Here is a 23334-nt window from a genome sequence, read left to right on the forward strand (position 1 = left end):
CAAGATGCGGCCGAATTCATCCTGCGGAAGCCGGAAAGGCTCTCATGTCCGAAATCGCCCATCTCGCCGCCACCATCTTCAAGCGTGCCGGCAAGGCGCGGCGCTTCATCGTCGCCATTGCCGGCCCTCCCGGCGCCGGCAAGTCGACGCTGTCGGCCAGCCTGCATGATCTTCTGCCGGAGGGTGCCGCGGAAGTCGTGCCGATGGATGGTTTCCACTATGACGACATCGTGCTCGAGCGGCGTGGCCTGCGCTCCAGAAAGGGCGCGCCGGAAACCTTCGACTTCTACGGCTTCGAGACGCTGCTGAAGCGCATCCGCGCCAGCGAGCCCGACATCGCCATTCCGGTGTTCGACCGCAGCATGGAATTGTCGCGCGCCGCCGCGGGAATCGTCGCCGCCGAGACCAAATTCATCCTGGTTGAGGGCAATTACCTGTTGCTGGACGAAGAGCCGTGGTCGCGCCTAGCGCCGCTGTTCGATTTTACGATCTATGTCGATGTGCCGCGCGCCGAGCTCGAGCGCCGCCTGCTGGAGCGCTGGCATGGCCATGGCCGTTCCGACGCCGATGCGCGCGCCTGGATCGCCTCCAACGACATGCCCAACATCGATCGCGTGCTGGCCCGCCGGCGCCCCGCCGACCTGGTAATTGGCGATCACGCATAATTCTCAGGATTTCCGAACGGGAACCTTAAGACTTTCTGGTCGTTATCGCCCAAACCGGCAATCGTGCCGCCATGAGGGAACCGTCCAATGGCAACCAAGGCAAGAAAACCCGTCAAGGGCAAGACAGCTCAACCCAAGGCAACCCAGGCAAAGGCAGGCGCTGGCCCGGCAATCGCGGCGCGCTCCAAGGACGCAAAGCCGGCTTTCGGCAAGGCAGCGCCCAGGAAGGTGGTGCCAGCCGTGGCCAAGACCGCGGCAAGAGCCGCCGCGCCAAAAGCCGCCAAGCCCAAGAAGGCGGCATCCAGCGGATCGATCGCCGGCAGCGCCATGCGCACGGTCAAGGCGACGGCCAATGTTGCCGCCGGCGCGGTTGTCGCCACGGCCAGAGGCGCCGCATCGCTCGCCGCTTCCGTTATCGGCAGGGGCGGCTCAAAAGCCAAAGCCAAGGCGAAATAGGCCGAGCCGCTTCTCGCGGCTCTGCCTCGCCTCGCGTCAGGCTCTGGCCGGGATGTTGAGGCCTCTTTGCACCGCCGGGCGCGTCAGGCCGCGCTCCAGCCACGCCGCCACGATAGGAAAATCGTCGAAGCCGACGAGTTCCCGCGCCTCATAGAAGCCGATCAGATTGCGCACCCAGCCGAGCATCGAGATGTCGGCGATGGTGTAGTCGTCGCCCATGATCCAGGTGCGGCCCTTCAGCCTCGTCTCGAGCACGCCGATAAGCCGCCGCGATTCGTCGCGATAGCGCTCCAGCGGCCGCTTGTCGGCGATCTCACGTCCCGCGAATTTGTTGAAAAAGCCGACCTGGCCGAAGATTGGCCCGATCGAGGCCATCTGGAAGAACACCCACTGGATGGTCTCGTAGCGCCGCGTCGGATCGGCGGGGATCAGCTTGCCGGTCTTGTCGGTGAGGTAGAGCAGGATGGCGCCGGATTCGAACAGGCCGATCGGCTTGCCGCCCGGGCCGTTGGGATCGATGATCGCCGGTATCTTCCCGTTGGGGTTCAGCGACAGGAATTCCGGCGTCCAGCTTTCATTCTTGCCGATGTTCACCGCATGCGGCTCGTAGGGCAGGCCGAGTTCTTCCAGCGCGATCGACACCTTCACCCCGTTCGGCGTCGGAAACGAATACAGCTGGAGGCGGTCGGGATAGCTGGCCGGCCAGCGCGTGGCGATCGGAAAAGCGGACAGATCGGTCATCGAAAACTCCTGGGCGGGGATTTTACGCGGGCATCGCGCGGAGGGGTCGCCAAGAGTTAGGCGGGCACGCCACCGCGATCAATACGGGGAAGAAAGTTTCGCGCTGCACACACAGTCTATGGCTTGCGGTCAGATCGCCCTGAACGCCACCACCGCATTGGTGCCGCCAAAGGCAAAACCGTTGCTGATCGCGGCGCGTACCTTGCGTTCGCGCGCGACATTGGGCGTGATGTCGAGATCGCAGTCCGGGTCGGCCTGCCGAAAATTGGCCGTCGGCGGCACGATGCCTTCGCGGATCGCCATCACGCAGGCGATCATCTCCAGCGCCCCCGATGCGCCCAGGCAGTGGGCATGCATCGACTTGGTCGAAGAGATGGAAAGCTTGTAGGCCTGATCGCCGAAGACACGCTTGATCGCCGCCGTCTCGATCTGGTCGTTGGCCTTGGTGCCGGTGCCATGCGCGTTGAGATAGTCGACATCTTCCGGATTGAGCTCGGCATCGGCGAGGCAGGCGCGCATCGCTGCGGTCGGTCCCTCGATGGTCGGGGCGACGATATCGGACGCATCGGCCGACAGGCCGGCGCCGGCAATCTCGGCCAGAATGTTGGCGCCGCGCGCCATGGCATGTTCGTAGGTTTCCAGCACCGCCATGGCAGCACCCTCGCCAAGCGACAGGCCCTGGCGATCGGCCGAGAACGGCCGGCAGGTGTCGGGTGCCAGCACCCGGAGCGCCTCCCAACCTTTCAGGATGCCCCAGACAAGCGGTGCGTCGGTGCCGCCGGCGACCATGACGTCGGCGCGGCCGAGCCTAATCTGGTCGACCGCCGAGGCAAAGGCGTGGTTCGACGACGAGCAGGCGGAGGTGACGCCGAACACCGGTCCGCGCAGGCCAAGCGCCATGCTGACATGGCCGGAAGCCGCACTCGGCATCACTTTCGGCACGGTGAAGATGCCAGCGCGATTCTTGCCCTCGAGCAGGATGGCGCGATAGGCCTCTTCGATCGCCTCCCAGCCGCAGACGCCGACGCCGACCACGGCGCCCATGCGGTAGGTGGTGGCCTCGTCCGAAGCCAGTCCGGCATGCTGCATCGCCTCGCGCGCGGCGATCGTCGCCAGCAGGCTGAAGCGGTCCATCGACACGGTCTGCTTGTGGCTGATGCCATGATCGGGCAGCGTCTTGATCTCGCAGCCGACCCTGACCCTCAGGTCATGCAATTCCGAATTGACGATCGGGCCGATGGCCGAGCGGCCGGCGCGCATTTCGCCCCAGATCGCGGGCGCACTGGTGCCGAGCCCGCATATGCCGCCGATGCCGGTAATGACGACCCGCTTGCGCATTCAGCTCAGGCTTTTTTCGCGATCAGCGCGCGAACCGCCTCGACCATGTCGCCGACATTCTTGAGGTTGCTCCAGGCATCGACCGTGTTCATCTCGATCTCGATGCCATAGTCTTCCTCGAGATCGAAGATGATCTCGGTCAGTTCCAGCGAATGGATGCCAAGCGCGGTCAATTCGGTACTGGTGGTGATTTCTTCGCCGCCCGGCTCAGCGTGAGCCTTGATCTTGGCGATGATGTCCGTTGCCAGCTGGTCAGCCATTCGGTTTCTTCCCCAACTCTGTCGTTTCCCGACGCCGACTGATCAGCGCCCCTCTGTCCCCGGATTCGAATCCTCGTCGCCTTTTACCCAGCAAGGCGCTGTATGACCGTTCCAAGGTGGCTCCCTCTATAGAAACGGAAACGTTGTCAAGCAACAAGCTATATATCGACAAAGCCGCCGGAGTGCTTAACGTTGGCGCCATGGACACGCTGGAACATGGTTTGACGACTGCGCTGCCGGCCCAGCGCGCCGCCGGAATGGCGCGGCTTGCCTGCGCCCTCTCTGGCGGCCGCACGCGCCTTCAACGCCTCTATCAGGACGGCTCCGCCAAGATCCGCATGCCGGCCGTGGCGGCTGATCCGCTCGAAGCCGTGTTGATCAACACCGCCGGGGGGCTGACGGGCGGCGACCGGCTCGGCTGGGAGATCGATGTCGGCGCCGGCGCTTCCGCCTCGATAACCACGCAGGCCTGCGAGAAGGTCTATCGCGCCGCTTCAGACCGCGCCGAGGTGCGGGTCAGGCTGACAGTTGGCGAAAACGGCCGCATCGCCTGGCTGCCGCAGGAAACCATTGTCTTTGACCGATCGGCCTTTGCGCGCACGCTCGATGTCGAGCTTGCCGGCGGTGCTGAGGCGCTGCTGCTTGAGGCCACCGTCTTCGGCCGCCTCGCCATGGGCGAAAGTACAACCCAAGGCCATTTCCACGACCGCTGGCGCGTCCATCAGGATGGCGCGCTCGCCTATGCCGAGGAGTTCCGCATCGGCCCCGGCATAGCGGCCGCCTTGAACCGTCCCGCGGTGGCCGGCGGTGCCATCGCGGTGGCGACGCTGCTGATGATCTCGCCGCGGGCGGAGGCCTTGCTCGATCCGGCCCGTGACATCATCGGCGGCCAGGGCGACGCCAGCGCCTGGAGCGTTCAGAAATCTGGCAAGCTTCTTGCGAGGCTGTTTGCCGAGGACGGCTACCAGCTCCGCAAGCGGTTGGTTCCGCTCGTCGAATTGCTCAATGGGCGGGCGGGTCTGCCCAAATTATGGTCACTCTGATTCTGCCACTCCGGGAAAACGCATGAACCTGACGCCAAGGGAAAAGGACAAGCTGCTCATCGCCATGGCGGCGATCGTGGCGCGCAAGCGGCTGGAGCGCGGCGTCAAGCTCAACCACCCCGAAGCGATCGCGCTGATCACCGATTTTGTCGTCGAGGGTGCCCGCGACGGCCGCCCGGTGGCCGAACTGATGGAGGCCGGCGCCCATGTCGTCACCCGTGCGCAGGTGATGCAAGGCATCGCCGAGATGATCCACGACGTGCAGGTCGAGGCGACATTTCCCGACGGCACCAAGCTGGTCACCGTGCACGAACCCATCAGGTGAGGAGACGAAGATGCTGGAGCTGCGCCCAAACTGCGAATGCTGCGACAAGGACCTGCCGCCTGAAGCGTCGGATGCGCTGATCTGCACCTTCGAATGCACCTTTTGCGCCGATTGCTCGGAAAACGTGCTGGGCGGCGTCTGCCCGAATTGCGGCGGCAATTTCTCCATGCGCCCCATCCGGCCGGCAGCCATGCTGAAGAAATATCCCGCCTCGACCAAACGCATTCTCAAGGCCGAGGGCTGCGGTCCCCGCAAGGCTGCTTGAACTGCAGACGATTTTCAAAACGGAAGGCACGTCGATGATATCAGCTCCGATGAAACGCACCGCCGTCTCGGCGATCCTGCTGCTGGTCGCGGCAATGCCCGCCTATGCCCATGTCGGCATCGGCACGACCTCGTCCTTCGCCGCTGGCTTCAGCCACCCGCTCTCCGGCCTCGACCATATGACGGTTATGCTCGCGGTCGGCCTGTGGGCAGCGCTCAAGGGCGGCAAGGCGATTTGGGCATGGCCGGCGGCCTTTGTCGGCGTCATGCTGGTCGGTGGTGCGCTTGGCATGCTGCAAGTGCCGTTGCCCTTCGTCGAGCCCGGCATCTTGGCTTCCGTTGTCGCGCTCGGCCTGCTGGTCGCGCTCGCCGTAGATCTTCCAGTCTCGGCCGGCGTCGCCATTATCGGCGTGTTCGCCCTGTTCCATGGCCACGCCCATGGCACCGAAGTGCCTGAAAACGCCGGCGGGCTCGAATATATGGCCGGCTTTGCCGTCGCCACCGCGGCTCTCCATGCCGTCGGCATCGCCGTCGCGCTCGGCCTCGGCATGCGTTTCCGTGGCTTTGCCCGCGCCGCCGGTGCCGCTTGTGCGGCCGTCGGTGTCGGCCTCGCCCTCGGCCTGTTGTGAGGTTGTCGATGATCCCGGGCGAAATCATCACCGCAGGCGGCGACATCGAACTGAATAAGGGCCTGCCGACTGTGTCGCTGAAAGTTGCCAACAGCGGCGACCGGCCGATCCAGGTCGGCAGCCACTACCACTTCTTCGAGACCAATGAGGGTCTGAAGTTCGATCGCGACAAGGCGCGGGGCATGCGCCTCGACATCGCCGCCGGCACCGCAATGCGCTTCGAGCCCGGACAGGAGCGCGACGTCACTCTGGTGCCGCTCGGGGGAAAACGCGAAGTCTATGGATTTCAACAGAAGGTGATGGGAAAACTCTGATGCCAGCAAGGATTTCCCGCGCCGCCTATGCGCAGATGTACGGCCCGACGGTTGGCGACAGAGTGCGGCTTGCCGACACCGAACTGTTCATCGAGGTCGAAAAGGACCTCACCATTCACGGTGAGGAGGTGAAATTCGGCGGCGGCAAGGTCATTCGCGACGGCATGGGCCAGAGCCAGGTTTCGCGCGCCGGGGGTGCGGTGGACACCGTCATCACCAACGCGCTGGTCGTCGATGCCAGCGCCGGCATCTTCAAGGCCGATATCGGCCTCAAGGACGGCCGCATCGCGGCGATCGGCAAGGCCGGCAATCCGGACACGCAGGACGGCGTTACCATCATCATCGGCCCCGGCACCGAGATCATCGCCGGCGAGGGCAAGATCCTCACCGCCGGCGGTTTCGACGCGCATATCCACTTCATCTGCCCGCAGCAGATCGAGGAAGCGCTGATGTCAGGCATCACCACCATGCTTGGCGGCGGCACCGGTCCGGCGCACGGCACGCTGGCGACGACCTGCACGCCGGGGCCGTGGCACATGGCGCGCATGATCCAGTCTTTTGACGCCTTCCCGATGAATATCGGCCTGTCCGGCAAGGGCAATGCCTCGCTGCCGGCCGCACTGGAAGAGATGGTGCTCGGCGGCGCCTGTTCGCTGAAGCTCCACGAGGACTGGGGCACGACGCCCGCGGCCATCGACTGCTGCTTGTCGGTCGCCGACGATTACGACGTGCAGGTGATGATCCACACCGACACGCTGAACGAGTCCGGCTTTGTGGAAAACACCGTCGCCGCCATCAAGGGCCGCACCATCCACGCCTTTCACACTGAAGGCGCTGGCGGCGGCCACGCCCCTGATATCATCAAGGTTTGCGGCCTGCCCAACGTCATCCCGTCCTCGACCAACCCGACAAGGCCCTACACCGTCAACACGCTGGCCGAGCATCTCGACATGCTGATGGTTTGCCATCATCTGTCGCCGTCGATCCCCGAAGACATCGCCTTCGCCGAAAGCCGCATCCGCAAGGAAACCATCGCGGCGGAAGATATTTTGCACGACATTGGCGCCTTCTCGATCATCTCGTCGGACAGCCAAGCCATGGGCCGCGTCGGCGAGGTGGCGATCCGCACCTGGCAGACCGCCGACAAGATGAAGCGCCAGCGCGGCTCGCTGCCGCAGGAAACCGGCAACAACGACAATTTCCGCGTCCGCCGCTACATCGCCAAATACACCATCAACCCGGCCATCGCGCATGGCCTGTCCAGGGACATAGGCTCGATCGCTGTGGGAAAACGCGCCGACCTGGTGCTGTGGAACCCGGCCTTCTTCGGCGTCAAGCCGGACATGGTATTGCTCGGCGGCATGATCGCGGCCGCACCGATGGGCGACCCCAACGCCTCGATCCCGACGCCGCAGCCTATGCACTACCGGCCGATGTTCGGCGCTTTTGGCAAGGCGCGGACCAACTCGTCGGTAACCTTTGTGTCGAAGGCGGCGCTCGAATCGGGCCTGCATGGCAGGCTTGGCGTCGACAAGCAGTTCGTCGCCGTCGAAAACACCCGAGGCGGCATCGGCAAGCATTCGATGGTGCTCAACGACGCCACCCCGCACGTCGAGGTCGACCCGGAAACCTACGAGGTTCGCGCCGATGGCGAGCTTTTGACCTGCGAGCCGGCGACTGTGCTGCCGATGGCACAAAGGTATTTTCTGTTCTGACGCGAAACTGGCGATCGCGCCGAGCGCTGCAAAATCCGTTGCGGCTGGTGGCTGGCCGCAGCAATATGCAGCCTGCCAAGAGCCGCATTGTGATCAGGTATGGCCACCGAAATAGCCTCCGCCCACGACATCTTCCCGCACATCCGCATCGTCATGGGCATGGTGATCGGCCTCGGCGTCACGCGCCTTTTGTCGGGGCTTGCCCGCATCGTCCAGCATCCCGGCCAGTACAAGCTCTATCCCGTGCACCTGGCCTGGGTTGCCTCCATGCTGTTGCTGCTGGTGCATTTCTGGTGGTGGGAGTTCGGCCTCTACGCCATCGAGACCTGGACCTTCGGCAAATATCTGTTCCTCATCTTCTATGCCATCACGCTGTTCCTGCTCTGCGCGCTGCTGTTTCCGGATTCCATGCTCGACTACACCAGCTATGAGGATTTCTTCTATTCGCGCCGCGCCTGGTTCTTCGGCCTGCTGGCGATGACCTATCTGCTCGACGTCGTCGACACGCTGCTCAAGGGGCCGGAGCATTTCGCCCATTACGGCAATGAATATCTGTTCCGCACCCCGGTGTTCGTGGCTCTGTGCATTGCCGCCATCCTGGTGCGCGACCGCCGCTTCCACATCGCCTTCGTCATGGGCACACTGATCTACCAGGTATCGTTCATCCTGCGGCTCTTCGACACCATCGTCTGAGCGAACGCGATGGTCTAAATTCCCGGGAAAGGCAGGTTTCAACCATGTACAAAGCCGTTGGATCACGCGGATCCCGGGTCAGCCGTGTTCTCTGGATGCTCGAGGAACTCGGGCAGCCCTATGAATTCGTCGAGGTCAAACTGCGCTCGCCGGAAGCCTATGCGCTCAACCCATCAGGCAAGGTGCCGATCCTGATCGATGGCGAGCTCAAGGTGACGGATTCGGCGGCGATCTGCGTCTATCTCGCCGACAAGCACGCGGACAAAGGCATGGGCGCCAATCCCGGTGTTGCCGGCCGCGCCGAGATGGATTCCTGGATGCATTTTGCCCAATCGGAGTTCGAGGCGCCGTTGTGGAACAAGGTGCGCCACCGCTTCCTGCTGCCGAAGGAAATACGGGTCGATGTCGGCCCCGCCGCGGCGCATGACTTCGCCACGGAGGTCAAGGCGCTCGACCGCCGGCTTGGCGAAAACCCCTTTGCGCTGGGGGATCGCTTTTCCGCCGTCGACGTGCTGCTTGGCGATATGGGCAGCTGGGCTCGCGCTGGAAAATTCCCGATCGAATCCGACCGGGTGAGCGCCTATTTCGACCGCCTGCTGGCGCGTCCCGCCCGGGCCCGCGCGCAGGCCAATGGTGGAGCCATGAGATGAAACTCAACATAAACACGGACTTCACCAAATTCCCGCGCGCCGTCTCGGCGCTATCGGCCAGCCATGCTGGAAGCATCACACCATACGGTCGTGCCGTGCTTGCCCATGACGAGCGGCATCTGCGCCGCCGGGCCATCGAACTGGCAAGTGGCGACAAGGTTCTGGTCGACCTGCCTGCGGCGGTGGCCCTGAACGATGGCGACCGGCTGGTGCTGGAGGATGGCCGCCATATCGAGATCGTTGCGGCGGAGGAGCCGCTCTACGACATCCGCGCCAGCAACCCCGTGCATTTGTCCGAACTCGCCTGGCATATCGGCAACCGCCATCTCGCCGCGAGCATCGAGACCGGGCGCATCCTCATCCTGCGCGATCATGTCATCAAGGCGATGCTGGAAGGGCTGGGCGCTACGGTCGACGATGTGTCGGAGCCGTTCAAGCCGGTGCGCGGCGCCTATTCCGGCCAAGGCGGGCATGGCCACGGCCATTCACATGCCGAGGCGCATGCGCACAGCCACGCCGAGGCGCATTCCCACGCGCATGGCGAGTCGCATTCCCATTCTCACAGCCATTCGCACGCCGGCCATCACCACGACCATGATTGACCAGCCTTCCAACATCGCCTTGTTGCGGCTGATGGCGTGGCTGTCGCCTTCCTTTCCGGTCGGCGGCTTTTCCTACAGCCACGGCCTCGAACGCGCCGTGCATGATGGGCTGGTTGCCGACGCTGAAAGCCTCGCCGCTTGGCTGGAGACGCTGGTCGAGATGGGCTCGGGCTGGAACGACGCTGTGCTGTTTGCCGAAAGCTGGCGGCGCGCCCGCGCAGGCGGCGACCTCGACGAGATTGCCGGGCTCGCCGAGGCGCTGGCCGGATCGCGCGAGCGCCACGCGGAGACCATGCTGCAGGGTGCCGCCTTCCTCAAGGCGGCTTCTGCCTGGCCAAATCCTGTGCTGCACCGCCTGCCCGAGGAATGCGCCTACTGCGTCGCCGTCGGCGGCGTTGCCGGCGGCAACGCCATTGCCTTGTCGGACGCGCTGTCGGCATTCCTGCAGACCTTCTTTTCCAACCTCGTCCAGGCGGCGATCAGGCTCGGTGTCGTCGGCCAGACCGGCGCGACCGCGCTGCTTGCCGGCTTCGAGCCGCTGGCATTGGCGACGGCCGATCATGCGGCGCGCTCGACGCTTGACGATCTCGGCGGCTGCGCCTTCATTTCGGACATCATGGCGATGAAGCACGAAACCCAATACTCCAGGCTGTTCCGTTCATGATCCTCCTCGCCTTTGCACTGTCCTTCGTCCTGCTGCTGATCACTGCGCTGCATGTCTATTGGGGCATCGGCGGCATCTGGCCGGGCAGGGACGCTGCCTCCTGCGCCCGCGCCGTGGTCGGCTTTCGCGGCGTCGACGAGATGCCGACGCCTTTCGCCTCGTTCGCCGTCGCCGCCTGTCTGGCCTTGGCCACGCTGTGGCCGCTAGCACTGGAAGGTGTGTTTGCCTCGCCCTTTCCCAAGGCCGGGCTCGCCGCCACGTCGCTGCTCATCGCCCTGGTTTTCCTCGGGCGCGGCATGGCCGGCTTCACGCCCTGGTGGCGCCGGCTGGCGCCGGAACAGCCTTTCGCGCGGCTCGACCTGCGCTATTATTCGCCGCTGTGCCTGTTGATCGGGTTCGGCTTCGCCATTCTTGCCATCACGGAGTTCCCCGCATGACACAAGCCAACGGCCCTCTGCGTATCGGCATTGGTGGCCCTGTCGGTTCCGGCAAGACGACGCTGACCGAGAAGCTCTGCAAGGCGCTGCGCGACGAGTTTTCCATCGCCGTCGTCACCAACGACATCTACACCAAGGAAGACGCCATGATGCTGGCGCGGCTGCAGGCGCTGCCCGAGGATCGCATCATGGGTGTCGAGACCGGCGGCTGCCCGCACACCGCCATCCGCGAGGACGCCTCGATCAACCTGCAGGCGATCGCCGAGATGAACCGGAAGTTTCCGGATCTCGACATCGTCTTCATCGAATCCGGCGGCGACAATCTTGCCGCCACTTTTTCTCCGGATCTCGCCGACCTGACGCTCTATGTCATCTCGGTATGCCAGGGCGAGGAAATCCCACGCAAGGGCGGGCCGGCCATCACCCGCTCCGACTTCCTGGTCATCAACAAGAGCGATCTGGCGCCCTATGTAAACGTCAATCTCGATGTCATGGAGAGCGACGCCACCCGCATGCGCGGCAAGCGGCCCTTCGGCTTCACCGACCTGTCGCGCGGCAAGGGGCTGCAAGAAGTGATCGACTTCATCGTCGAGCATGGCGGGCTCAGGGCCGCCCGGTCGGCCGCCTGACCCATCCTTGCGGCGCGGACGAAGTTGGTCGTCTGCACCAAACGAAACTGGTTGCGCGCCTGTCCGGCGCGCGGCATCCTTGTTTCTTTCACGGAGTTTTGTCGATGAGCATCGCCAGGCTGCAGAAGGAAATGCTGACCAACCTGCCCTTCTACGAGGAGCGCGTCGATCTCGCCGCCGCCTTTCGTTGGACGGCGCGGCTCAACATGCACGAGGCGGTGGCCAATCATTTCTCGCTGTCGGTCAACGAGGACGGCACGAAGTTCCTGATGAACCCCAACCAGGTGCATTTCTCGCGCATCAAGGCGAGCGACCTGCTGCTGATCGACGCCAATGATCCCGACACGCTGACCGGTCCCAATGCGCCCGACCCGACCGCATGGGGTCTGCACGGAGCCATTCATCGCAATGTGCCGCATGCGCGCTGCGCCATGCATGTGCATTCCATCCATGTCACCGTGCTGGCGTCTCTGGCCGACTCGACCCTGCCGCCGATCGACCAGAACTCGGCCATGTTCTTCAACCGCCACGTCGTCGACGCCCACTATGGCGGGCTGGCTTTCGAGGAGGAGGGCGAACGCTGCTCGCAGCTGCTCACCGATCCCAAAGTCAAGGTCATGGTTATGGGCAATCACGGTGTGATGGTTATCGGCGACAGCGTCGCCGACGCCTTCAATCGCATGTTCTATTTCGAGCGCGCCGCCGAGACCTACATCAAGGCGCTGTGGACCGGCCGGCCGTTGCGTACGCTCTCCGACACCATTGCCGAAAAGACCGCGAGCGAGATGGACGACTATCCCGGCCAGGCGGAGCGCCATCTCAGCGAGCTGAAGGCGATCCTCGACGAAGAGGAGCCGGTGTACCGGAGCTGATTGTTGGGAGATTTCGACCGGCTGCGTCAGGTGGCAGGTCGCACCGGCTGACGGAGCAGGGTCTTGAGCTTTTCGGCCGGTGTCTTGCGCGGGTCGCCGAGGTAGATCTCGTGGTGAAGCCCGGTTTCGACCAGGCCGTTCGCCGGGATGAATTCCTTGTGCAGCCTTTGAAGAACGGGGCCTTCCTCGGCATAGGAGCCGATGTGCAGGGTCTGGACGGCCCGTCCTTCCTCAAGCCGTGCGAAGCGCAGTTTCGACAATGCCGGCAGCCCCTTCTTTTCCCGAGCCTGGATGACCGCTTCCTCGGCCATCGTCTGTTCGATGAAATCCGGCACCATGATCATCATCGTCCATGACCACTGATCCTTCCGGCCAGACAGGAAGTGGTCGTAGTCTTCGGCCCACCACAATCCTTCCAAGGGCGGCACGACGTAATCCTTGGCCAGGGCATCCTTGCTCATGAACTTGAGTGTATAGGAGGCCACATAGAGCGCCTCGACGGCCGCCTTGTAGTCCGGCTCCACATTGGGATCGCCGAAGCCGTCGATCATGAAATAGTTGAGTGGCGGCACGTCGATGATGGCGAACTCCCCGACCGGGCCGCTGTAGAGTGCCTTGTACAATTTCTTGAGATCGATCTTTTCCATGGAGGGCTCGGACGGTGAGATCGAGGTGCCGCGCCAGGGCGAGCTAAAACAGCTCGGCCCGCAATTCTTCGGCGCTGTTGATGACGATAGCTCCAGGCGGCCCTTCCATCGGCGCTTCCGGCCAGAAGATCGTCCGCATCCCGGCCGCTAGCCCGGCCATGGCGCCGGTGCGGCTGTCATCGACCGCGACTGCATCGGCAGGATCGACGCCGGCCAGCCAGGCGGCGCGCAGGAAGGGCTCGGGATGCGGCTTGCCTTCATGCACGTCGTTGCGGCTGATAGTTTTCATGCCGGGATAGATGAGACCGACAGCGCGCAGATTGGCGTCGACGATCAGCCGGTCGGAATTCGACACCACCGCTTGCGCCACGCCAAGCGCCCGCAACTCGTTGAACACCTCGATCGCGCCGGGGCGCGGCTTCAGCGTTTCGGCCATCGGCAGGTAGTGATCGTATTTGCGCACGATCCAGTCGTCGAAAGGCAGGTCGAGGCCAAAGTCATCGCGCAGCATCTCATAGACCGGCCATGCGGCAACACCCAGCACCCGCTCATGCAGGTTGGCCGGTGGCGCGATGCCGACGCTGTGCAGCGCCGCCACCAGCGCCGCTTCGTGCAGCGGCTCGCTGTCGACCAGCGTCCCATCCATGTCCCAGAAAACCGCTTTCGGCGTCATGCAAGAATTCCTTTTTCGATCCCCTTAAAGCGTTTGTAGCAGGAGATAAACCTTTGAGCCTGTTATCCGCGATGCTGATTGGGCGGTTGTCGCATCACCGGCGTCCTAAGACCGCAAGCAATTGCCCTTGTGATAGACAATTGCGCGCGAGCGCATTCCCTGCAAGACTATAGCGTTCCGCCTCGAGGCTTGGCGGGCATGGGAGGCAGGACGGTGAATTCCCGGCAGGATGGCGGCAGCAACAGGCTGGACGACGCAGCGCGCGCCGGCTGGCTCTATTATGTTGCCGGCAACACGCAGGACCAGATCGCCGCCACGCTCGGCATTTCCAGGCAGACGGCGCAGCGGCTGGTGTCGCTGGCGGTGTCCGAAGGGCTGATCAAGGTGCGCGTCGATCACCCGATCGCCAATTGTCTCGACCTCGCGGCGCGGCTGAAATCGCGCTTCGCGCTGGATCTGGTCGAGGTGGTGCCGAGCGATCCAGCTTCATCCTCGACCATCATCGGCGTCGCCGAAGCGGCGGCTGCCGAGATCGAACGGCGGCTAAGGTCACCGACCCCGATCGTCATGGCCATCGGCACCGGCCGCACGCTGAAGGCGGCGATCGAGCAACTGCCGCCGATGGAGTGCCCGCAGCACAAGGTGGTGTCGCTGACCGGCAACATCTCGCCCGACGGTTCGGCCGCCTTCTACAACGTCATCTTCACCATGGCCGACAGGGTCAAGGCGCGCTCCTTCCCAATGCCGCTGCCGGTCATCGCCTCCTCGCCGGAAGAGCGCGAAATGCTGCTCAACCAGCCGATGATCCAGCCGACACTGGCGCTGGCCGCGGAGGCCGACGTCACCTTTGTCGGCATCGGCGATCTCGGCCCGAAGGCGCCGCTCTACGAGGACGGCTTTATTTCGGAAGCTGAATTGAAGGCGCTGCAAAAGGCAGGCGGCGTCGCCGAAATCGTCGGCTGGGTATTCGACCGCGACGGCCGCATGATCGACGGCATCACCAACGACCGTGTGTCCTCGGCGTCGCTGCCGTCGCGCGAAAAGTCGCTGGTCATCGCCTTGGCCATGGGCGAACGCAAGCTGCCGGGCATCCTTGCCGCCGTCAACCGGCGGCTCGTCAACGGCCTGATCACCGATGAGCGGACCGCTGCCGCCTTGCTCGCGGCCGGCTGACTTTTCGATAGATTGAACAAGGGTTATTGGCGCCGCCCGCAAGGATCGTTGCCGTCCAGGAAACCCATGTCGCGCTGCAGATGCGGCGGCAATTCCCGGATGTCGAGATAGGTCCGTCTGCGGCCTATTTTCCGCGCGAATCCAAGCGTCAGCCGCGAAAACCAGCTGTGGCCTGGAGTTAGGATCAGCTTTTCCTGTACCGTGGTCATGATCGTCAGCCTCCGCTATGTCTGGACGAGATTGATCGTCGACCCCAAATATCGGCAGGATAAGCCCTCGCTTCCAATCAAACGTCGATCACGGCCCATAAGGAGGGCTTATGCCGAATCTCGAGGCACGACAGGTTTCCCAGCTCCCGCCGCTGCAGGCGATCCGGGTGTTCGAGGCAGTGGCGCGGCATCTCTCCTTCACCAAGGCGGCAGATGAGCTCGGCATGACGCAGGCGGCGGCGAGCTATCAGATCAAGCTGCTGGAAGAGCGCGTCGGCGGGCCGCTGTTCCTGCGCCGTCCCAAGCAGATCGTGCTGACCGAGGCCGGGCAGCGCCTGGCGCCTGCGGTCAGCGAGGCGTTCGCGCTGCTGAGCGGAGCCTATTCCGCCGCGCGCACCGGCGCGGATGGGCTGCTCTGTGTCTCGACGCTGCTGACCTTTGCCTCCAACTGGCTGGCGCAGCATCTAGGCTCGTTCCAGCTCGCGCATCCGGCGCTGGCCGTGCGCCTCGACACGTCGAACCGCATCGTCGATTTCGCCCGCGAGGATATCGACATCGCCATCCGCTCGGGCGGCGGCAACTGGCCGGGCATGGAGGTGCACAAGCTTCTCGATGCCGACTTCACGCCGATGCTCAGTCCCAAGCTGGCTGCCAGCATTGGCGGCGTCAACGAGCCGGCCGATCTGTTGCGCCTGCCCATTCTCGATCCCGGCGATATCTGGTGGAGGGACTGGTTCGCGGCTGCCGGCGTGCAGTCTCACGATCTTGCCACGCGTCCCGGCTCGAGCATGGGTGCGCAAGCCTACGAGGCCAATGCCGCCATCGCCGGCCAGGGCGTGGCCATCCTGACCAGGGCGCTGTTCAAGACCGAACTTGCCGATGGCCGCCTCATCCAGCCCTTTGACCTCGTCGGCGACGACGGTCACGCCTACTGGCTGGTCTATCCCGAAGCGCGCCGCAACGTGCCGAAGATCCGCGCCTTTCGCGACTGGGTGCTGGCCGAGATCGCTTGCCCCTAGGCGAAGCCGAAGATGCCCGTCGCCCTAATACGGGGCCGTCCTCCGATGACCGTCTTTCGACCAAAGACAGCTCTCGCCTGAGGCGCCTGCAACCGCGCGCGCATGGTTAACCAATGGTAAGCACGGAGTTAACCATCACCCGGAAAAACACTGTCGACATCATCTGCTTGGCCGACACCGCACTTGTGGCGACTCAATCAAGTTGGATCAATCGGCGCAGTGAGATGCCGTCGATCAGTGAGATTGTCAGGGCCGATGAAAGCCTATCGCGTCGAAGAAATCGAAGACAATGCCGTGCGCGCGACACATATGATCGAAGCGTTTACGCCGTTTCAAGCTGCCGCGCTGGCAATCCAACGGGAAGTTACACTGCGAAAAGACGAATCCGACTGGGTCAGGGTGACGGAAATCTTGACCCGAGCCAGGCAAGACCGCGATGGCGACACTTTCGAGTATTGCGTCGGACGGTATCCGTCGCACGGATGAAAACCCTCGCCCGGACAAGCTGCTGCCCATAGGCCGCGATAGCCGGTCCGCATAGGCCCGCTATCCACCCGCCGGCCGAAACTCTGTCGTTTCGCTTCACGGCCAGCCGGTTTCGAACCGTTCTCAAAACACCGCAAGACGCCACGCGTCGGATGCCGCGCGACATCCCACGTGCTGCGCTGCAGCATCGAATCCGGCTTGACATAATTAATAGCAAGTGAGTAATTGCTCATCACCAAGGCAAATGCTCATCTTGGTTTATGGGAGGAATTTGATGAAACTTCGCACGCTCACACTGGGCTTGTTGTCGGCCAGCGCCCTTGCGTTCGCCGCGCATGCCGAATCCATCACCATCGCCACCGTCAACAACGGCGATATGGTCCGCATGCAGAAGCTGACGGACGACTTCACCAAGGCAAACCCCGACATCACCCTCAACTGGGTCACGCTCGAAGAGAACGTGCTGCGCGAGCGCGTCACCACCGACATCGCCACCAAGGGTGGCCAGTATGACGTGATGACCATCGGCACCTACGAGGTTCCGATCTGGGCCAAGCAGAGCTGGCTGCTGCCGCTCGACAAGCTCGGCGACGACTATGACGCCAAGGACATCATCCCGGCCATCGCCGGCGGCCTTTCGGTTGACGGCAAGCTTTATGCAGCACCGTTCTACGGCGAAAGCTCGTTCGTCATGTTCCGCAAGGACCTGATGGAGAAGGCAGGGCTGACCATGCCAGACGCGCCGACCTGGGACTTCATCAAGCAGGCCGCCGACAAGATGACCGACCGCGCCAATGGCGTGAACGGCGTCTGCTTGCGCGGCAAGGCCGGCTGGGGCGAGAACATGGCTTTCCTGACCGCCATGTCGAACTCCTTCGGCGCGCGCTGGTTCGATGAGAACTGGAAGCCGCAGTTCGATCAGCCAGAGTGGAAGAGCACGCTGCAGTTCTACGTCGACCTGATGAAGGCCGACGGCCCCGAGGGCGCTTCATCCAACGGCTTCAACGAAAACCTGGCGCTGTTCCAGCAGGGCAAGTGCGGCATGTGGATCGATGCCACCGTCGCTGCGTCCTTCGTCTCCGACCCGAAGAACTCCACCGTCGCCGACAAGGTCGGCTATGCGCTCGCTCCCGACAACGGTCTCGGCAAGCGCGGCAACTGGCTCTGGGCCTGGTCGCTGGCCATTCCCGCCGGCACGCAGAAGGCAGACGCGGCAGAGAAGTTCGTCTCCTGGGCAACCTCGAAGCACTATGCCGAACTCGTCGCGGCGAAGGAAGGCTGGGCGAACGTTCCTCCGGGCACACGCTCCTCGCTCTACGCCAATGCCGAGTACCAGAAGGCAGCGCCTTTCGCCAAGATGACGCTGGACTCGATCAACGCGGCCGATCCGACGCATCCGACCGTCAAGCCGGTGCCTTATGTCGGCGTCCAGTTCGTCGCCATCCCTGAGTTCCAGGGTCTCGGCACCACCGTCGGTCAGCTCTTCTCGGCGGCACTTGCCGGCCAGTCGAGCGTCGACGATGCCCTGAAGCAGGCCCAGGACGCTGCCACGGCGGCAATGACCGAGGGCGGCTATATCAAGTAGGCTCCTCCCGGTGCCGAATGCCGGCCGTCGATCATGACCGGCAACGGCCGCCCGAATCCCAGTTCGGGCGGCCGCCTTCACAATCCTAGGAATTGTGGCACAACTCTGAAAATCTGACTGACCTTTGGAGGGTGACCGTCATGGCTACTCAGCAGACCCGTTCGCTTGCCCGTTTCATGATGGCGCCATCCGTGGTGCTGCTGTTCGTCTGGATGATTGTGCCGCTGGTCATCACCCTGTGGTTCTCCTTCCAGCAGTACAATCCGCTCAACCCGATCCGCGATGGGTTCGTCGGCTTTTCCAACTACGCGCTGTTCTACTCCAACCCGGCTTTCCTGCAGTCGATCCTCAACACGCTTACCATCGTGGTCAGCGTGCTGCTGATCACGGTGATCGGCGGCATCCTGCTGGCGCTGCTGATCGATCAGCCGATGTGGGGACAGGGCATCGTGCGCATCCTCGTCATCTCGCCCTTCTTCGTCATGCCGCCGGTGGCGGCGCTGGTCTGGAAGAACATGATCATGCATCCGCAATACGGCGTCTTTGCCGACATTGCGCGCTTCTTTGGCGGCCAGCCGATCGACTGGTTCGGGCAGCATCCTCTCACGGCGGTCATCATCATCGTCGCCTGGCAGTGGCTGCCATTTGCGACGCTGATCCTGTTGACGGCCCTGCAGTCGCTTGACGGCGAGCAGAAGGAAGCCGCCGAAATGGATGGCGCCGGCTTCATCAGCCGCTTCATCTATTTGACGCTGCCGCACATGTCGCGCGCCATCACCGTCGTCATCCTGATCCAGACGATCTTCCTTTTGTCAGTCTATGCCGAGATCCTGGTCACCACCAATGGCGGCCCCGGCTACGCCTCCACCAACCTGCCCTTCCTCGTCTACCAGAAGGCGCTGCTGGAGTTCAAAATCGGCCAGGCATCCGCCGGCGGTGTCATCGCCGTCATTCTCGCCAACATCGTCGCCTTCTTCGCCATGCGCGCAGTCGGCAAGAACCTGGACAAGTAAGGGAGGATACGATGGCACGTGCAGTCACCACCCAACATAAGGTCATTGCGACCGCGGCCGCCTGGATCGTCGCGCTGCTGATCTTCTTCCCGATCCTTTATACGATCATCACCTCGTTCAAGTCGGAGCAGGAAGCCATCCAGGGTTTCGCCCTGATCCCGTCGGGGACCTTTGAGAGCTACTCCGAGGTCCAGGCGCAGAGCGGCTACTTCAAGTTCTTCCTCAACTCGGTGCTGCTGTCGGTCGGCTCGACCATTCTGGCGCTGATCGTTGCGGTTCCGGCGGCGTGGTCGATGGCCTTCTCGCCCGGCAAGTGGACCAAGGACATCCTGATGTGGATGCTCTCCACCAAGATGATGCCGGCAGTTGCCGTGCTGTTCCCGATCTACCTGATCTTCCGCGATACCGGACTGCTCGACAGCCGCATCGGCCTGATGGTCATGTTGATGCTGATCAACCTGCCGATCGTGGTCTGGATGCTCTACACCTACTTCCGTGAGATCCCGGGCGAGATCCTCGAAGCGGCGCGCATGGACGGCGCCACGCTGTGGGGTGAGATCGCCTATGTGCTGACCCCGATGGCGGTGCCGGGCATCGCTTCGACCATGCTTTTGAACATCATCCTGGCGTGGAACGAAGCGTTCTGGACCATCCGCCTGACCACCACCGAAGCAGCACCGCTGACGGCCTTCATCAGTTCGTTCTCGAGCCCGCAAGGCCTGTTCTGGGCCAAACTTTCGGCGGCCTCGACGCTGGCCATCGCGCCGATCCTGATCATGGGCTGGTTCAGCCAGAAGCAACTGGTGCGCGGCCTGACATTTGGTGCCGTGAAGTAGCGGACCTTGCCTGAAGCAATCCACCAGAAATAACCCTTCGGGGGAGGAAACCATGGGAAACATCACGCTCAAGAACGTCTCCAAGCACTTCGGATCGACGATCATCATTCCAGGCCTCGACCTGGTCATCGAGAACGGCGAATTCGTCGTCTTCGTCGGCCCGTCGGGCTGCGGCAAGTCCACGCTGCTGCGCCTCATCGCCGGCCTCGAGGATACCATCGGCGGCACCATCAACATCGATGGCCGCGACGTCACCGGCGAGGCGCCGGCCAAGCGCAAGCTGGCCATGGTGTTCCAGTCCTATGCGCTCTACCCGCATATGACGGTGGCCAAGAACATCGGCTTCCCCTTGAAGATGGCCGGCGAGGATGTGGCGACGATCGACAAGAAGGTGAAGGACGCCGCGCGCGTCTTGAACCTGACCAACTATCTCGAACGCCGCCCCGGCCAGCTCTCCGGCGGCCAGCGCCAACGCGTCGCCATCGGCCGGGCCATCGTGCGCCAGCCCTCGGCCTTCCTGTTCGACGAGCCGTTGTCCAACCTCGACGCAGCGCTTCGCGGCACCATGCGCCTGGAGATCAGCGAGCTGCACCATCAGCTCAAGACGACGATGATCTACGTCACCCACGACCAGATCGAGGCCATGACCATGGCCGACAAGATCGTCGTGCTCAACGCCGGCAACATCGAGCAGGTCGGCTCGCCGATGGAACTCTACAAGTCGCCGAAGAACCTGTTTGTCGCCGGCTTCATCGGCTCGCCGAAGATGAACCTGATCGAGGGCGCGCCGGCCGCCAAATACGGCGCCAAGACCATTGGCATCCGTCCCGAGCACATGAACATCTCAACGACGGCGGGCGAATGGAAAGCCGTTGTCGGCGTCGCCGAACATCTCGGCTCCGACACGTTCTTGCACGTCCAGGCCGACGGCGTCGGTCCGCTGACGGTGCGTGCCGACGGCGAAATGGCCGTCCGCCACGGCGACACCATCTATCTGTCGCCCGACAAGGTCCGGATGCATCGCTTCGGCGCCGACGGAAAGGCGATGGCGCAGTGAGGCTGAAAGGCAAATCGGCGCTGGTCACCGGATCGGCACGTGGCATCGGCAAAGCCTTCGCCGAAGCCTATGTGCGTGAGGGTGCGACCGTCGCCATTGCCGATATCAATCTGGAGGCTGCCGAAAAGACCGCCTCCGGGTTTGGCGCCAAGGCCTATGCGGTCAGGCTCGATGTCAGCGACCTCGCTTCGATCGATGCGGCGGTGAAGGCGGCGGAGACAAAAACCGGCGGCCTCGACATACTGGTCAACAACGCCGCGTTGTTCGATCTGGCGCCGATCGTCGAGATCACCAAAGCGAGCTACGACAAGCTGTTTTCGGTCAACGTCGCCGGCACGTTGTTCATGCTGCAGGCCGCGGCCCGTTCGATGATTGCCAGGGGCAAGGGCGGCAGGATCATCAACATCGCCAGCCAGGCCGGACGGCGCGGCGAGCCGCTGGTCGCGGTCTACTGCGCCACCAAGGCCGCCGTGATTTCGCTTACCCAATCGGCGGGGCTCGACCTGATCAAGCACCGCATCAACGTCAATGGCATCGCGCCGGGCGTCGTCGACAGCGATATGTGGGATGAGGTCGACGCGCTGTTCGCCAAATACGAGAACCGGCCGAAGGGCGAGAAGAAGCGATTGGTCGGCGAGGGCGTGCCTTACGGCCGCATGGGCAAGCCGGAAGACCTGACCGGCATGGCCGTGTTCCTGGCCAGCGAGGACGCCGAATACATCGTCGCCCAGACCTACAATGTCGATGGCGGCCAGTGGATGAGTTGAGGGGCGAAGGCACTCTTCTCCCCGTCCCTCCACGGGGAGAAGAGGCCCGGATTACGCAGGCCGCAGCCCGGCCAAAGGGTAAAAGCAGATGACCATGAAACTCTCGTCTTCCGTCCTCGCCAAGCTCCCTGCCAAGGTCGCCGGTCCGAAATACGATCGCTCGAAGCTCAAGGCCGGCATCGTGCATTTCGGCGTCGGCAATTTCCACCGCTCGCACCAGGCCGTCTATCTCGACGATCTTTTCAATTCCGGTGTCGGCCACGACTGGGCGCTGATCGGCGCCGGCGTCTTCGAGGGCGAGAAGATCGGTCGCGGCAAGCTGCAGGAACAGGACTGGCTGACCACGGTGGTCGAGCAGGACAGTGGCCATATGAGCGCCCGCGTCACCGGTGTCATGATCGACTTCCTGACGCCTGGCGATGCGGCGGCGATCATCGATCAGCTCGCCGATCCGGCGATCAGGATCGTTTCGCTGACCATCACCGAAGGCGGCTATTTCATCGACCCGGCGTCGGGGGTGTTCAACCCGACTCACCCCGACATCGTCGCCGATGCGCAACCCGGGGCGACACCGAAGACGGTCTTCGGCCTCATCCTTGCTGGGCTGATCCGCCGCCGCGACGACGGCATCGTGCCGTTCACCGTCATGTCCTGCGACAACATCCCCCATAACGGCCATGTCACCTCGGACGGGGTTATCGGCCTGGCGCGTCTGATCGATGAGGACCTGGCGAACTGGGTGAGCGCGAAGGTCGCCTTTCCCAATGGCATGGTCGACCGCATCACGCCGGCGACCAGCGACCGCGAGCGAACCATTCTGTCGAGCGAATTCGGCCTCGACGATAACTGGCCGGTGTTCTGCGAGCCGTTCAAGCAATGGGTGCTGGAGGATCGTTTCACCGACGGCCGGCCGCCGCTGGAAAAGGTCGGCGTGCAGTTCGTAAAAGATGTCGCGCCCTACGAGCTGATGAAGATCCGCATCCTCAATGGCGGCCACGCCACCATCGCCTATCCAGCCGGGCTAATGGACATCCATTTCGTCCATGAAGCGATGCAGGAACCGCTGGTCCGCGGCTTCCTCGCCAAGCTGGAGCGCGACGAGATCATTCCGACCGTGCCGCCGGTGCCGGATACCGTACTGGAAGAGTACTATCAGCTGATCGAGCGCCGCTTCTCCAATCCCAAGATCGGCGACACCATCCGCCGGCTTTGCCTCGACGGTTCCAACCGCCAGCCGAAATTCATCATCCCGACCATCGCAGACCGGCTGAAGGCGGGAAAAAGCGTCACGGGTCTGGCGCTGGAATCGGCGCTCTGGTGCCGCTACTGCTTCGGCACCACCGACAGCGGCGCCGTCATCGAAGCCAACGACCCGAATTGGGACCGGCTGCAGGCAACCGCCAGGGCGGCGAAGGATGTGCCCGGCGCCTGGCTTGCCATGGAAGACATCTATGGCGATGTCGGCCGCTCGGCAGCGTTCGCCGATGCCTTTGCCCATGCGCTCAACGTGCTGTGGGCGAACGGCGCCCGCGCGACGCTGACGCGCTATATCGCCGGCAAGCTCTGAAGTTC

General features: G+C 63.4%; 30 protein-coding genes. 24 read left to right on the forward strand and 6 right to left on the reverse strand.

Annotated elements, in window-relative coordinates:
* Positions 1–44 precede the first annotated feature (44 nt).
* The gene (locus tag AC1DXU_RS18080; RefSeq protein WP_477370995.1) at positions 45–665 is read left to right on the forward strand and encodes a nucleoside/nucleotide kinase family protein; all 621 of its coding nucleotides are present in this window, start codon (positions 45–47) and stop codon (positions 663–665) included.
* An 87-nt stretch (positions 666–752) separates the two neighbouring features.
* The gene (locus AC1DXU_RS18085) at positions 753–1121 is read left to right on the forward strand and encodes a hypothetical protein (RefSeq protein ID WP_477370997.1); all 369 of its coding nucleotides are present in this window, start codon (positions 753–755) and stop codon (positions 1119–1121) included.
* A 36-nt stretch (positions 1122–1157) separates the two neighbouring features.
* Here the strand turns inward: AC1DXU_RS18085 and AC1DXU_RS18090 are convergent, their stop codons facing one another.
* The 3 genes from AC1DXU_RS18090 to AC1DXU_RS18100 form a co-directional block, all read right to left on the reverse strand.
* Complete coding sequence (locus AC1DXU_RS18090; RefSeq protein ID WP_477371000.1) at positions 1158–1862, reverse strand: glutathione S-transferase family protein; 705 nt, start codon at positions 1860–1862, stop codon at positions 1158–1160.
* A 129-nt stretch (positions 1863–1991) separates the two neighbouring features.
* Entirely contained in the window at positions 1992–3200 is a 1209-nt protein-coding gene (locus tag AC1DXU_RS18095) for a beta-ketoacyl-[acyl-carrier-protein] synthase family protein (RefSeq protein WP_477371003.1), read from the reverse strand.
* Between the two features lie 5 nt (positions 3201–3205).
* Positions 3206–3460, reverse strand: a complete 255-nt coding sequence (locus AC1DXU_RS18100) for an acyl carrier protein (protein ID WP_477240701.1) — start codon at positions 3458–3460, stop codon at positions 3206–3208.
* Between the two features lie 200 nt (positions 3461–3660).
* Here AC1DXU_RS18100 and AC1DXU_RS18105 point away from each other — a divergent pair, with 200 nt between their 5' ends.
* The 13 genes from AC1DXU_RS18105 to AC1DXU_RS18165 all read left to right on the forward strand — a co-directional run bounded on the left by AC1DXU_RS18105 (position 3661) and on the right by AC1DXU_RS18165 (position 12297).
* A complete protein-coding gene (locus tag AC1DXU_RS18105; RefSeq protein WP_477371006.1) occupies positions 3661–4503 on the forward strand; it encodes an urease accessory protein UreD in 843 nt (280 codons plus the stop codon).
* Between the two features lie 22 nt (positions 4504–4525).
* A complete protein-coding gene (locus tag AC1DXU_RS18110; RefSeq protein ID WP_095203050.1) occupies positions 4526–4828 on the forward strand; it encodes an urease subunit gamma in 303 nt (100 codons plus the stop codon).
* A gap of 10 nt (positions 4829–4838) precedes the next feature.
* Positions 4839–5093 (forward strand): DUF1272 domain-containing protein, encoded by a 255-nt coding sequence (locus AC1DXU_RS18115; protein ID WP_477310887.1) that lies wholly within the window; start codon positions 4839–4841, stop codon positions 5091–5093.
* 34 nt (positions 5094–5127) lie between these two features.
* Entirely contained in the window at positions 5128–5721 is a 594-nt protein-coding gene (locus tag AC1DXU_RS18120; RefSeq protein ID WP_477371009.1) for a HupE/UreJ family protein, read from the forward strand.
* A gap of 8 nt (positions 5722–5729) precedes the next feature.
* Positions 5730–6035, forward strand: coding sequence for an urease subunit beta (locus AC1DXU_RS18125; protein ID WP_477310891.1), 306 nt, complete (start codon positions 5730–5732; stop codon positions 6033–6035).
* Positions 6035–7750 (forward strand): urease subunit alpha, encoded by a 1716-nt coding sequence (gene ureC, locus AC1DXU_RS18130; RefSeq protein WP_477371011.1) that lies wholly within the window; start codon positions 6035–6037, stop codon positions 7748–7750. The genes AC1DXU_RS18125 and ureC overlap by 1 nt, the downstream gene beginning before the upstream one ends.
* A gap of 99 nt (positions 7751–7849) precedes the next feature.
* Positions 7850–8443, forward strand: coding sequence for a hypothetical protein (locus AC1DXU_RS18135; RefSeq protein WP_477371014.1), 594 nt, complete (start codon positions 7850–7852; stop codon positions 8441–8443).
* A gap of 44 nt (positions 8444–8487) precedes the next feature.
* A complete protein-coding gene (locus tag AC1DXU_RS18140; RefSeq protein ID WP_477371017.1) occupies positions 8488–9093 on the forward strand; it encodes a glutathione S-transferase family protein in 606 nt (201 codons plus the stop codon).
* Positions 9090–9695 (forward strand): urease accessory protein UreE, encoded by a 606-nt coding sequence (locus tag AC1DXU_RS18145; RefSeq protein WP_477371020.1) that lies wholly within the window; start codon positions 9090–9092, stop codon positions 9693–9695. Before AC1DXU_RS18140 ends, AC1DXU_RS18145 begins: the two co-directional genes overlap by 4 nt.
* The gene (locus AC1DXU_RS18150; RefSeq protein ID WP_477371602.1) at positions 9688–10359 is read left to right on the forward strand and encodes an urease accessory protein UreF; all 672 of its coding nucleotides are present in this window, start codon (positions 9688–9690) and stop codon (positions 10357–10359) included. The genes AC1DXU_RS18145 and AC1DXU_RS18150 overlap by 8 nt, the downstream gene beginning before the upstream one ends.
* On the forward strand, positions 10356–10796 hold the full coding sequence (locus AC1DXU_RS18155) for a DUF3995 domain-containing protein (protein WP_477310901.1): 441 nt from the start codon (positions 10356–10358) through the stop codon (positions 10794–10796). Before AC1DXU_RS18150 ends, AC1DXU_RS18155 begins: the two co-directional genes overlap by 4 nt.
* Positions 10793–11425, forward strand: coding sequence for an urease accessory protein UreG (ureG, locus tag AC1DXU_RS18160; protein WP_477310903.1), 633 nt, complete (start codon positions 10793–10795; stop codon positions 11423–11425). The genes AC1DXU_RS18155 and ureG overlap by 4 nt, the downstream gene beginning before the upstream one ends.
* A gap of 104 nt (positions 11426–11529) precedes the next feature.
* Complete coding sequence (locus AC1DXU_RS18165) at positions 11530–12297, forward strand: class II aldolase and adducin N-terminal domain-containing protein (RefSeq protein WP_477371023.1); 768 nt, start codon at positions 11530–11532, stop codon at positions 12295–12297.
* A gap of 26 nt (positions 12298–12323) precedes the next feature.
* Here the strand turns inward: AC1DXU_RS18165 and AC1DXU_RS18170 are convergent, their stop codons facing one another.
* The gene (locus AC1DXU_RS18170) at positions 12324–12944 is read right to left on the reverse strand and encodes a GyrI-like domain-containing protein (protein ID WP_477371026.1); all 621 of its coding nucleotides are present in this window, start codon (positions 12942–12944) and stop codon (positions 12324–12326) included.
* A 43-nt stretch (positions 12945–12987) separates the two neighbouring features.
* The gene (locus tag AC1DXU_RS18175) at positions 12988–13617 is read right to left on the reverse strand and encodes an HAD family hydrolase (RefSeq protein WP_477310909.1); all 630 of its coding nucleotides are present in this window, start codon (positions 13615–13617) and stop codon (positions 12988–12990) included.
* 213 nt (positions 13618–13830) lie between these two features.
* Here AC1DXU_RS18175 and AC1DXU_RS18180 point away from each other — a divergent pair, with 213 nt between their 5' ends.
* The gene (locus AC1DXU_RS18180) at positions 13831–14790 is read left to right on the forward strand and encodes a sugar-binding transcriptional regulator (RefSeq protein WP_477371029.1); all 960 of its coding nucleotides are present in this window, start codon (positions 13831–13833) and stop codon (positions 14788–14790) included.
* Between the two features lie 23 nt (positions 14791–14813).
* On the opposite strand, the gene AC1DXU_RS18185 is transcribed toward AC1DXU_RS18180, so the two are convergent.
* Positions 14814–14999 carry a hypothetical protein gene (locus AC1DXU_RS18185; protein ID WP_477310913.1) on the reverse strand — a complete coding sequence of 62 codons (186 nt, stop codon included), beginning with the start codon at positions 14997–14999 and terminating at the stop codon, positions 14814–14816.
* 110 nt (positions 15000–15109) lie between these two features.
* On the opposite strand from AC1DXU_RS18185, the gene gcvA reads away from it, so the two are divergent.
* The 8 genes from gcvA to AC1DXU_RS18225 all read left to right on the forward strand — a co-directional run bounded on the left by gcvA (position 15110) and on the right by AC1DXU_RS18225 (position 23329).
* Entirely contained in the window at positions 15110–16018 is a 909-nt protein-coding gene (gene gcvA, locus AC1DXU_RS18190; protein WP_477371032.1) for a transcriptional regulator GcvA, read from the forward strand.
* A gap of 255 nt (positions 16019–16273) precedes the next feature.
* Complete coding sequence (locus AC1DXU_RS18195) at positions 16274–16504, forward strand: hypothetical protein (RefSeq protein WP_477371035.1); 231 nt, start codon at positions 16274–16276, stop codon at positions 16502–16504.
* A gap of 274 nt (positions 16505–16778) precedes the next feature.
* Entirely contained in the window at positions 16779–18089 is a 1311-nt protein-coding gene (locus AC1DXU_RS18200; RefSeq protein WP_477371038.1) for an ABC transporter substrate-binding protein, read from the forward strand.
* A gap of 140 nt (positions 18090–18229) precedes the next feature.
* The gene (locus AC1DXU_RS18205) at positions 18230–19102 is read left to right on the forward strand and encodes a carbohydrate ABC transporter permease (RefSeq protein WP_477371041.1); all 873 of its coding nucleotides are present in this window, start codon (positions 18230–18232) and stop codon (positions 19100–19102) included.
* 11 nt (positions 19103–19113) lie between these two features.
* Positions 19114–19938, forward strand: a complete 825-nt coding sequence (locus tag AC1DXU_RS18210) for a carbohydrate ABC transporter permease (RefSeq protein ID WP_477310923.1) — start codon at positions 19114–19116, stop codon at positions 19936–19938.
* A 52-nt stretch (positions 19939–19990) separates the two neighbouring features.
* Positions 19991–20995: an ABC transporter ATP-binding protein gene (locus AC1DXU_RS18215; protein ID WP_477371044.1), complete on the forward strand. Its 1005-nt coding sequence runs from the start codon at positions 19991–19993 to the stop codon at positions 20993–20995.
* Positions 20992–21762 (forward strand): L-iditol 2-dehydrogenase, encoded by a 771-nt coding sequence (locus AC1DXU_RS18220; RefSeq protein WP_477371047.1) that lies wholly within the window; start codon positions 20992–20994, stop codon positions 21760–21762. The genes AC1DXU_RS18215 and AC1DXU_RS18220 overlap by 4 nt, the downstream gene beginning before the upstream one ends.
* A gap of 88 nt (positions 21763–21850) precedes the next feature.
* Positions 21851–23329: a mannitol dehydrogenase family protein gene (locus AC1DXU_RS18225; RefSeq protein WP_477371050.1), complete on the forward strand. Its 1479-nt coding sequence runs from the start codon at positions 21851–21853 to the stop codon at positions 23327–23329.
* The last annotated feature ends 5 nt before the right edge of the window (positions 23330–23334 follow it).

It is taken from the genome of Mesorhizobium sp. P3_A10 (genome assembly GCF_056403175.1).

What these genes read in the sequence shown, in the direction of transcription:
- AC1DXU_RS18080 (WP_477370995.1), top strand. Translation starts at nt 45, where the DNA reads ATGTCCGAAATCGCCCATCTCGCCGCCACCATCTTCAAGCGTGCCGGC.
- AC1DXU_RS18085 (WP_477370997.1), top strand. Translation starts at nt 753, where the DNA reads ATGGCAACCAAGGCAAGAAAACCCGTCAAGGGCAAGACAGCTCAACCC.
- AC1DXU_RS18090 (WP_477371000.1), bottom strand. Translation starts at nt 1,862, where the DNA reads ATGACCGATCTGTCCGCTTTTCCGATCGCCACGCGCTGGCCGGCCAGC.
- AC1DXU_RS18095 (WP_477371003.1), bottom strand. Translation starts at nt 3,200, where the DNA reads ATGCGCAAGCGGGTCGTCATTACCGGCATCGGCGGCATATGCGGGCTC.
- AC1DXU_RS18100 (WP_477240701.1), bottom strand. Translation starts at nt 3,460, where the DNA reads ATGGCTGACCAGCTGGCAACGGACATCATCGCCAAGATCAAGGCTCAC.
- AC1DXU_RS18105 (WP_477371006.1), top strand. Translation starts at nt 3,661, where the DNA reads ATGGACACGCTGGAACATGGTTTGACGACTGCGCTGCCGGCCCAGCGC.
- AC1DXU_RS18110 (WP_095203050.1), top strand. Translation starts at nt 4,526, where the DNA reads ATGAACCTGACGCCAAGGGAAAAGGACAAGCTGCTCATCGCCATGGCG.
- AC1DXU_RS18115 (WP_477310887.1), top strand. Translation starts at nt 4,839, where the DNA reads ATGCTGGAGCTGCGCCCAAACTGCGAATGCTGCGACAAGGACCTGCCG.
- AC1DXU_RS18120 (WP_477371009.1), top strand. Translation starts at nt 5,128, where the DNA reads ATGATATCAGCTCCGATGAAACGCACCGCCGTCTCGGCGATCCTGCTG.
- AC1DXU_RS18125 (WP_477310891.1), top strand. Translation starts at nt 5,730, where the DNA reads ATGATCCCGGGCGAAATCATCACCGCAGGCGGCGACATCGAACTGAAT.
- ureC (WP_477371011.1), top strand. Translation starts at nt 6,035, where the DNA reads ATGCCAGCAAGGATTTCCCGCGCCGCCTATGCGCAGATGTACGGCCCG.
- AC1DXU_RS18135 (WP_477371014.1), top strand. Translation starts at nt 7,850, where the DNA reads ATGGCCACCGAAATAGCCTCCGCCCACGACATCTTCCCGCACATCCGC.
- AC1DXU_RS18140 (WP_477371017.1), top strand. Translation starts at nt 8,488, where the DNA reads ATGTACAAAGCCGTTGGATCACGCGGATCCCGGGTCAGCCGTGTTCTC.
- AC1DXU_RS18145 (WP_477371020.1), top strand. Translation starts at nt 9,090, where the DNA reads ATGAAACTCAACATAAACACGGACTTCACCAAATTCCCGCGCGCCGTC.
- AC1DXU_RS18150 (WP_477371602.1), top strand. Translation starts at nt 9,688, where the DNA reads ATGATTGACCAGCCTTCCAACATCGCCTTGTTGCGGCTGATGGCGTGG.
- AC1DXU_RS18155 (WP_477310901.1), top strand. Translation starts at nt 10,356, where the DNA reads ATGATCCTCCTCGCCTTTGCACTGTCCTTCGTCCTGCTGCTGATCACT.
- ureG (WP_477310903.1), top strand. Translation starts at nt 10,793, where the DNA reads ATGACACAAGCCAACGGCCCTCTGCGTATCGGCATTGGTGGCCCTGTC.
- AC1DXU_RS18165 (WP_477371023.1), top strand. Translation starts at nt 11,530, where the DNA reads ATGAGCATCGCCAGGCTGCAGAAGGAAATGCTGACCAACCTGCCCTTC.
- AC1DXU_RS18170 (WP_477371026.1), bottom strand. Translation starts at nt 12,944, where the DNA reads ATGGAAAAGATCGATCTCAAGAAATTGTACAAGGCACTCTACAGCGGC.
- AC1DXU_RS18175 (WP_477310909.1), bottom strand. Translation starts at nt 13,617, where the DNA reads ATGACGCCGAAAGCGGTTTTCTGGGACATGGATGGGACGCTGGTCGAC.
- AC1DXU_RS18185 (WP_477310913.1), bottom strand. Translation starts at nt 14,999, where the DNA reads ATGACCACGGTACAGGAAAAGCTGATCCTAACTCCAGGCCACAGCTGG.
- gcvA (WP_477371032.1), top strand. Translation starts at nt 15,110, where the DNA reads ATGCCGAATCTCGAGGCACGACAGGTTTCCCAGCTCCCGCCGCTGCAG.
- AC1DXU_RS18195 (WP_477371035.1), top strand. Translation starts at nt 16,274, where the DNA reads ATGAAAGCCTATCGCGTCGAAGAAATCGAAGACAATGCCGTGCGCGCG.
- AC1DXU_RS18200 (WP_477371038.1), top strand. Translation starts at nt 16,779, where the DNA reads ATGAAACTTCGCACGCTCACACTGGGCTTGTTGTCGGCCAGCGCCCTT.
- AC1DXU_RS18205 (WP_477371041.1), top strand. Translation starts at nt 18,230, where the DNA reads ATGGCTACTCAGCAGACCCGTTCGCTTGCCCGTTTCATGATGGCGCCA.
- AC1DXU_RS18210 (WP_477310923.1), top strand. Translation starts at nt 19,114, where the DNA reads ATGGCACGTGCAGTCACCACCCAACATAAGGTCATTGCGACCGCGGCC.
- AC1DXU_RS18215 (WP_477371044.1), top strand. Translation starts at nt 19,991, where the DNA reads ATGGGAAACATCACGCTCAAGAACGTCTCCAAGCACTTCGGATCGACG.
- AC1DXU_RS18225 (WP_477371050.1), top strand. Translation starts at nt 21,851, where the DNA reads ATGACCATGAAACTCTCGTCTTCCGTCCTCGCCAAGCTCCCTGCCAAG.